The organism is Ureaplasma zalophigenitalium (assembly GCF_025780055.1).
GTDB lineage: Bacteria > Bacillota_I > Bacilli_A > Mycoplasmatales > Mycoplasmoidaceae > Ureaplasma > Ureaplasma zalophigenitalium.
This window is the reverse complement of sequence record NZ_JAOXHJ010000002.1, coordinates 131,099-139,809: the sequence shown is the minus strand read 5'-3', so window position 1 is coordinate 139,809 and position 8,711 is coordinate 131,099. Positions and strand designations below refer to the sequence as shown.

Below are 8,711 nucleotides of genomic sequence, written 5' to 3'. Positions count from 1 at the left end.
AGACTATAACCATATATAGGAGAATCACCTTGCTGATATATCGGATAACCAATACTTTCTAATCTATAATTTCTTATTCTAATCGGAATTGTTGATACTAAATCCCCTACTCTTCTCTGTTCTCAAGCGTTTGTATAAAACATATACTTTGAGTTTTATAACGCATAAGTATAATATTTCCGTGGGTTTAGAAAAGAGGAAATTATGAAGAAAAATGATATATCTTTATATAAGTATTTTCAAAATTGAATACATATTTATAAAAAAGGTTCAATAAGAAAAATTAGTTTTAATAAATATTTAAGTACATTAGATTGAATTATTAAGATTTGTCCAGAAATGCGACTGTGCGATTTGAATAGAATAAATTATCAAACAATTCTTAACGAATACGCTGAATATCACGAACGTCAAACAACCATGGACTTTCATCACCATTTGAAAAGTTGCATTTTAGATGCGTTTGACGAGGGTTTAATTGAAAACGATCCTACAAGAAAGGTTGTCATAAAAGGTTGCATCCCTTCAAGAAACAAAAAACCTAAGTTCCTGAGTCAATTTGAACTACAGCTACTTATTAAGAATTTAAAGTTAAAAAACCAAATAAATTTTGACTGATTAATCTTATTAATAGCTAAGACAGGATTAAGATTTTCAGAAGCATTAGCTTTAACACCGGCTGATTTTGATTTTAATAAACAAATACTTAATGTTTCGAAAACTTGAGACTACAAAGATGGAGCAGGGTTTGCACCGACCAAAAATCGATCGTCTATTAGAAAGGTGCAATTAGATTGATTAACCATTTCACAATTCGCGATGTTAATTAAGGACTTACCCCCGGATGAACCATTCTTTGTGAAAGGGAAAAGAATTTTTAATTCGACTATTAATGACATTTTAGAACGACGATGTAAAAAAGCAAATATACCCGTGATCTCTGTGCACGGTTTAAGACATACACATGCTTCTATTTTATTGTACGCAGGAGTTTCAATTGCTTCGGTAGCCAAAAGACTAGGACACGCAAGTATGAATACAACTGAACGTGTTTATTTACATATAATTAATGAATTAGAAAACAAAGATATCGACCTTGTAATGAGATCGATATCTAGTCTTTTTTAATAATAAAGTTAAAACCCACAGCAGTGACATTTAGTTACTGTTTTTTTTATGATCACGTAAAATTTTTAATTCTTTACTAAATGAATTAATGATTTGACGACGTAACCAACGACCCTTATGTTCTTTTTGGTTACTTGCTTTTTCTAGATAGGCAATAGTAGAAGGTAGAATGGTATAAAGATCAAAAAGTGTTTCGATACCTAATAAAGCTGATGGATCTTCCTTGCGTAAATATAACTTCTTAACTGCCTCCACATCTAAATTATAGTTTTTAGCTAACTCAACAACCTTATTCTCTTCTTGTTCTTGTTTTTTAGCAATAATCCGATCATAAGGCAACTGATTAACTACAGTAGACTCATTATTTTTGTACTCTTCAAGCACCTCGTTAACAATGGGAATATCATGGCGTGAAAAATCATTGCGAACCATGGTATTGATTTCGTTTCAAACGGGATGTTGAAAATTCCCTAGTCCTTTTTTAACTAATGAGTTGAATTGAGAAATCCATTCAGAAGTAATGAAATCATTTCTACCAACGAAACTAATATCTTCTAATTCGATATAGATTTGTTGCTCATCCTGCTTATCAGAATATTTCATTTCACGGTCTAAAATTTGATTTAAATCTAAACAAGAAAAAGCGTTGTATAAACTAGGAATAAGAGCTGAAATGGTTTTGATTTTTGCTACTTTATCAGGATGTTTAGTTCCTAACTCAACTGTGGTATTTTTGACTCTCATTGCTTTATCATTTTCACGGATTTTGTTAAATAGTTTAAGGAATAATTTAAATTTATGAACGAAAAAAGCCTTTTCAATTTCATTTTCATATATGTTAAATTCGATGAAACCATCTTCGCCAACAGTAGAGATTTCAGATAACACACTTTGGAGGCGTTCATAAGTAGTTATTTGGTCATTAACTAATTGTTCGGAGCTCTCAATTTCAATTATTTCAAATTTATCAGCGTGCGCATATGTTTGAAAAGCGTCTCTAATGTTGCGGTACATAGCACAAGGGGATTTAAAAAAGATTGCATTCCCAAATAATTTGTCGTCATAATTAGGATCATTCAGAATTCGATTCGTACGCGAAATAGATTGAATTAATCCATCCATTTCTTGTTCCTTATCATAATAAACCGTATTAATATACTTAGAGTCATATCCGGTTAATAATTGTGAGACAACAATTACTAAATCAATACGCTGTTCATCTAGTTCAGGAACAGATCCGCGAATAACATTTAGTTTATTATATTGGCCTTTATGTCCTAGACGACTGGTAACATCATCCTTAAATTCTCTTTTGTATTGATCAAATTTTCAATTAGTTTTAAAGTTTTTATTGTATGTGTCAATGATTTCAGCAATAGCTTGGAACTTAGTGAATTCATCTAGATAATAAACATCAGAAGAGATACTATCATCAAAGATAGCTGTAATTTTAAAGTTTTTAAATTTACCTGTGCTATCGTTTTCAATAATCTCTTGAAAAATGCGGAAATAATCAATCGCGTCATTAATATTGGAAGTGGCAAAAAGACCGCTAAAATTGCGTCGTGAACTTCTTGTATACCAATCGTTCATGATAAATTGAGCGACGCTGTTTTTATAAAATGTATTATTAAAGCCCTTAGAATCCTTAATTAATTTTTCTAATTCATAGTAATTAGTCTTATTTAATTGCTTATCGTTAATCATATTTTTTAACGTTTGCCATTGTGTTTGTTCATCTGGATTATTTGTGGTGTTTAGCTCGCGGATGATTTGGGCTTTATTTGTCTTGAAATAATGAATAATTTCGTGATTGTTAGGATTTATGTTATTTTTTGTATACCACATTCAAAAAGTTAAATATTCATCTAAGCAAATATAATCGATCGAAAATTTTAAAACTTTCTTATCTGCAATACCGTTGGCAATAGTGTATGTATGAATCGGTTTTTCTCCCCCAAAAAGATCTTTTGTGGTTAAAAAATTATTTGCGTCTTTTTGAAAAATTGGTGTTCCTGTAAATCCGATTACAACAGAATTTTTAAAAAAATTAATGATGGCGGCATAGCGATCACCCGCTACAGAACGGTGTGCTTCATCGAAAATAAAGACAAACTTTTCTTTAGATAATTTTGCAAATCGAACTTGTTCTTCTTTATCTTTAACCATTTCACCTAGCTTATTAATTGTAGTGATGATAATTTGTTTGTTAATATCGGCTTGGATTAATTTATTAGCTAACTCATCTGATGTACGGGGAACGCATACGCAACTATCACCATCACTACTTCGGTTTTCGAAACGATTAAATTCACTTTCTGTTTGGTTGTTTAAAGTGATTCGATCAACAACAAAAACAACTTTAGAAGCGTAATTATAATCTAACAAAAGACGGGCTACTTTGAAACTGGTTAATGTTTTTCCTGATCCTGTGGTGTGTCAAATATAACCACCTTTTATAGCTTGAGAACTATCTCCGTTTAATCAAATGTCCTCAGGAGATGATTTATCAAATTTTTGCATAATCGCTTCTACGCCATGAAATTGATAACTTCTTAATAAAAGTAATTCGTCATCTTCGTTATTTGCGATACTGTAATCCTGAACTAATTTGTGCGCAGCCGGTATACTTAAAAACTGGTTGCAAATAGTGCTTCAGTCATGAATCGCTATATTATCAAAGTCAGTCCAGACCATTCGGTTTTGCATATTTTTTTCCAATTTACTTAATTTTGAAGCATTTGGTCAGTAAGCCATTTTATCAGGTGTCATGGCTACAAGGACTTGAATGAAACCAAAAAGACCTTCATAGATTCCATTACTAAAATAAGTGCGAATTTGCTCTGCAGCCTTATTAAAAAGACTGGCTGATTTTTTAAGTTCAATGTGAAATAAAGGAATACCATTAATCAACAAAACAACATCTAATCTTTTTTTGTTTTTGCGTTCAATGCTTACCTCTGTAGCGATTTGGTAAATATTATCTGCAGGGTTAACTTTGCCGTGTGGAAAAAAACGTAAATAAACATCTTTTTGATAATCTTGGCTACGCTCTTCGGTTCGGTTAATAATAATTAAACCTTCCCTTAATGATTCATTGGCTTTAGAGATTGTTTTCGTATATTGATCAACTTTGTTTTTGAGTTGAAAAAATTCTTCATCAGTAATTGGATATTCACCTAATTTATCTTTGTTCATCTGATTAAGAATGTTTCGTCAATTATTATAAATTTGTTGCTCATTAACATTATTCATTTGACAAGGAATAGTATCGTTAGAATTTGACCCTAAAACCTTTCAATTACCAAAACGTGTTAATTGTGTGACTATTTCGTCTTGAAATTCTTTCTCTGTTTCAAAAAATTTTTGTGCCATATTTATACCCTTATTTTATATTTCTTTAGAATTATTTTAACACAAGAAGATAGTATATTTTTTTAACAAACAATCAATTAATTAAAAACAATTTTATTACTTGTAAATAGTTACAGATTTGATAAGGTTGGTTTTATAAAAATACAGAAATCTTGCGGGTTTTGAAAGGATAAAAAAACATACAGAAGCATTGAAAAATGCTTTCTGTATGTTTTGTCTTGCGATATAAGATTACTTGTTAATTTGTTTTAACAAATCTTCAATATGTTGCGCATAATCAATTGTGTCATCTTTAAAAAATAGTAATTCAGGTAATTTAAAATGTTTTCAATCAGCTGCCAAGGCTGAACGAACGAAACCTTTAACCCGGTTTAATTCTTCTAGGACATTTTGAATATGTTCACGACTGAGTGCATCTATATAGATTTTCGCCACAGATAAATCTGATGATAATTTGACATAAGTTACCCGCGCTTTATTGGCAAGTTCATTAGTTACTTTGGTAGCTAAGATATCATTGATCATATCTTTTAAAAATGCTTCTTGTTTTAAAATTTTTGTTGACATAACTAAACCTCGTCGACACTTTTTTCATTAATAATATACGCTTCAATAATATCATTTTCTTTGACATCATTGAAATTTAAGATAGTTAAACCACATTCTTTACCTGCGCCCATTTCTGAAACTTGGTCTTTTTTATGTTGCATGGTATTAATTTTACTTGTATAAATCACAATATCATCACGAATAATACGCACTAAAGCATTTCGCTTAATTTTTCCACTTAAAACAATTACACCGCAAATCGTTCCGATTTGTGAATGTTTTCATGTTTGTTGAACCTTAGCTTCACCTAAAACTTCTTCAACTTTAATGGGGTCTAATTCACCCTTCATTCATTTTAATAAGTCTTCTTTAAATTTATAGATAATCTCGTAGCTATAAATGTCCACACGTGCATCGTCAGCTATTTCTTTAATTACACGGTTGGGTCGGACATTAAAACCAATGATTAGGGCCTGCGATGTTTGTGCTAGGCGAATGTCTGATTCAGATACTCCACCTATTGCGGCACGGATTAAAGTAGTAGTCACACCCTGCATGTCAATTTTTTCTAAAACACCCTTGATCGCTTCCAAAGAACCTTGAACGTCTGCTTTCACGATTAAATTAATATTTTTTAATTCTCCTGACAGGATTTTTTCACGAATGCTTGCTGCCTGGTTCATCTCTGCTCGTTCTAGGCGAATTCTTTTTTGTTTAATAGATGAAGCGACTTCACGTGCTTGCTTTTCATCTTTTAACGCCAAGAATTTATCACCAGCAGTTGGCACTTCGTCTAACCCTGAAATCTTAATCGGTTTAGAGGGTAATGCTTGTTCGACTTCTTGATTATGCTCATCAAACATGTTTCGTATTTTTCCATATGTCCCTCCAACAACTAAATAATCACCTTTTGTTAGAGTTCCGTTTTGGATTAATAAAGTGGCAACTGGCCCAAAACCCTTATCTAAATTAGCCTCTAAAACTGTTCCATATGCTAGTCGGTTAGGGTTAGCTTTGTATTCGTTAATTTCGGCTAAAACATTAATTGCATCTAATAGTTCATTGATACCCTCGTTTTTTAAAGCCGATCCTTTAATGCAAACAACATCGCCCCCAAAGTCTTCAACCACAATATCTTTACTTGATAATTGGCTAATTACTTTTTCAGGATCAGCTGCATACTTATCCATTTTATTTACAAAAACAATAATTGGTACACCAGCAGCTTTGGCATGATCAATTGCTTCTTCGGTTTGCATTTTAATCCCATCATCAGCTGCAACAACCAAAACTACTATATCGGTTAAATTGGCTCCACGTGCTCGCATTTCTGTAAAAGCCTCGTGTCCGGGTGTATCAATGAAAGTGATTAAATGATTATTTTTTTTCACCTGATACGCACCAATATGCTGTGTAATCCCACCCGCTTCATTATTGACTACAGCAGTTTTACGAATTGTATCTAGCAACGTTGTTTTTCCATGATCAACGTGTCCCATGATAGTTACAATAGGTGGACGCTTTTTCAAGTCTTTTTCATCATCATCAAAGTTAATATTATCTAAAACATTTTCAACAGAAATGTTTTTTTCGATTTTAAAATCAAGACCGTATTCTAGACATAATTCACCAATAGCTGTTTCATCTAGTAGGGAATTTAAATTGTAAACAATCCCTTTTTTAAAGTAATGCAAAATTATATCGTTTGTAGGAATATTTATTTTGGGAGCTAATTCCTGAATTGTTAATGGTGATGTAAAGACAAATGTCCCATTAAATACTCCGACATCAACGTGTTTGATTTGTTTTTTGATATCAATACTTTGACGTTTATCTTTCATTTGTTTGTTATTTTTCTTTGCCATATGCTCGCTCCTTTATGTGTAAAAAAATTATTTTGTTTGCAAGTTTTTTTGATAACTTGTTAAAAAACGCAATACTTCATCCATGTTATTACAATTATAACGCTGAATTAAAATCCGCATAACTTTTTGTAAATTTGACTCCTGGGTGATATATAAATAATGTCCCCGATGAAGCAAATCATTGAAATGTAGGTTTTTTTGCGCATCAACGCTAAAACGGACCATTTGCGAAGGATGATGTTTTTGACGTGTAATAATGCAAGTTCGTAAGCTTGTATTTAAAAATTTCGCCATTAGTTGTTAAATTAAATCTTCAAAACCTTCTGCTACTCAATTTTCGTCATCCTCATCATTTGAATCGACGTGATCTTGCGTTTTGTCGTTAGTCACAACCGTTTCTTTGTTGTGGTCTTGATTAACTGCAATAACTTGTTCTGTTGGTTCTGTGTCATTAACTTCAGCATGTAACATAGCTAAAACTTCATCATTTGATTGGTTTTTTTGATTAATTAAATGCATTTGTTTTTGGTGTAAAACATCTTTGTTAAACGACTCATATACTAGGTTTTGTTCATGTGCATCACTAATTGATTTGATGTCAATGTTTGCCTGCACTAATTTGGAAATTAAACGAATATTTTTTCCTTGACGTCCAATAATTTTCGGGAACGATTCATCAGTTACAATCACAGTTACTAATTGTTTAATCTTATAAGGCGCATGAGGGTCTTCATTTGGTTCATTTTTAACAATCATCCCTAAAATATTATTAATACCAATAGCATTAGCAATGAACGTTTCTTTATCACTAGAATATTTAACAACATCTAAGCGTTCTTCACCAATTTGGTGCTGAATTGTTTTTAAAATATTCGCATCTTGACCGATGATTGAACCAACAGGATCAACATGGGGGTTATTTGATGAAACAGCAATTTTAGTTTTAAAACCAGCATCACGAGCAATCGCGTTAATTTCTATTGTTCCATTAGCAACATCAACAGCCTCGTTAGTAATAATAGCTTTAATTAAAGCGGGTTCCTTACGCGATAATAACACAGGTCATAACTTACTTTGTTCTTTGACTTCTTTAATAGCAAAATAATATGAGTTACCAATAGTGAATGTTTCGCCACGGACAATTTCACGGCTTGATAAATAACCCTTAGTATTTCACTTATCTTCTAATTGCACATGATAGCCATTAATGTGTTCATTGTGTTGACTGATTTCGACAACTTTGGCGTAAACCACAGTATTAATCATTGGTTCTCAGTATTGTGACACTTTTTTATTGTGTAATTCAGTTGTTCTTTGTTTTAGCAATTGTAGAATCTGAGCTACTTCATATGGGGTAAAAATGTCCTGCACAGAAGGATGGATGATTAAAGTATCGTTTACTTGGATTTTCGGGTCATACTTTAAAGCTTCCTTGTGCAACATTTGAACAGTATCGTCAAATTCATCGCTATCATATAAATCATCACTAACAACTTTATATTTTTCTGAAACGACAATATTACCATTTTCTAAATCAATTTCAAAAGTAACATCTTCATCGGGGCGTGAACGTTTATATGTTTTTAAAAAAGCATCTAATAAAATATTATGAATATCAGCGATCGAAATATCTTTTTCAATTGCAATTTCCTTCATTCGTTTTAATAGACCTGATTCTTGTTTAGTCATTTTTCATTTCCTTTCGTAATAAGAATAAAGAAACGACAACCTAAAGGGTCGTCGTTGTTTTTCTTAAAATACAAATCTTACTAATATTATTTTATCATATTTGGC

Annotated in this window: 6 protein-coding genes; 1 reads left to right on the top strand and 5 read right to left on the bottom strand. The window is 31.8% G+C overall.

The window, feature by feature from the left end:
• The first annotated feature begins 204 nt into the window (after positions 1-204).
• Entirely contained in the window at positions 205-1,128 is a 924-nt protein-coding gene (locus OF365_RS01550) for a site-specific integrase (RefSeq protein ID WP_263817853.1), read from the top strand.
• A 30-nt stretch (positions 1,129-1,158) separates the two neighbouring features.
• Here OF365_RS01550 and OF365_RS01545 read toward each other — a convergent pair whose 3' ends face one another.
• The 5 genes from OF365_RS01545 to nusA all read right to left on the bottom strand — a co-directional run bounded on the left by OF365_RS01545 (position 1,159) and on the right by nusA (position 8,606).
• Positions 1,159-4,503, bottom strand: coding sequence for a DEAD/DEAH box helicase family protein (locus OF365_RS01545; protein ID WP_263817852.1), 3,345 nt, complete (start codon positions 4,501-4,503; stop codon positions 1,159-1,161).
• 231 nt (positions 4,504-4,734) lie between these two features.
• On the bottom strand, positions 4,735-5,070 hold the full coding sequence (gene rbfA, locus OF365_RS01540; RefSeq protein WP_263817851.1) for a 30S ribosome-binding factor RbfA: 336 nt from the start codon (positions 5,068-5,070) through the stop codon (positions 4,735-4,737).
• A 2-nt stretch (positions 5,071-5,072) separates the two neighbouring features.
• Positions 5,073-6,917: a translation initiation factor IF-2 gene (gene infB / locus OF365_RS01535; protein WP_263817850.1), complete on the bottom strand. Its 1,845-nt coding sequence runs from the start codon at positions 6,915-6,917 to the stop codon at positions 5,073-5,075.
• Between the two features lie 27 nt (positions 6,918-6,944).
• Positions 6,945-7,211, bottom strand: coding sequence for a YlxR family protein (locus OF365_RS01530; RefSeq protein ID WP_263817849.1), 267 nt, complete (start codon positions 7,209-7,211; stop codon positions 6,945-6,947).
• A gap of 6 nt (positions 7,212-7,217) precedes the next feature.
• Positions 7,218-8,606: a transcription termination factor NusA gene (gene nusA, locus OF365_RS01525; RefSeq protein WP_263817848.1), complete on the bottom strand. Its 1,389-nt coding sequence runs from the start codon at positions 8,604-8,606 to the stop codon at positions 7,218-7,220.
• Between the last annotated feature and the right edge of the window lie 105 nt (positions 8,607-8,711).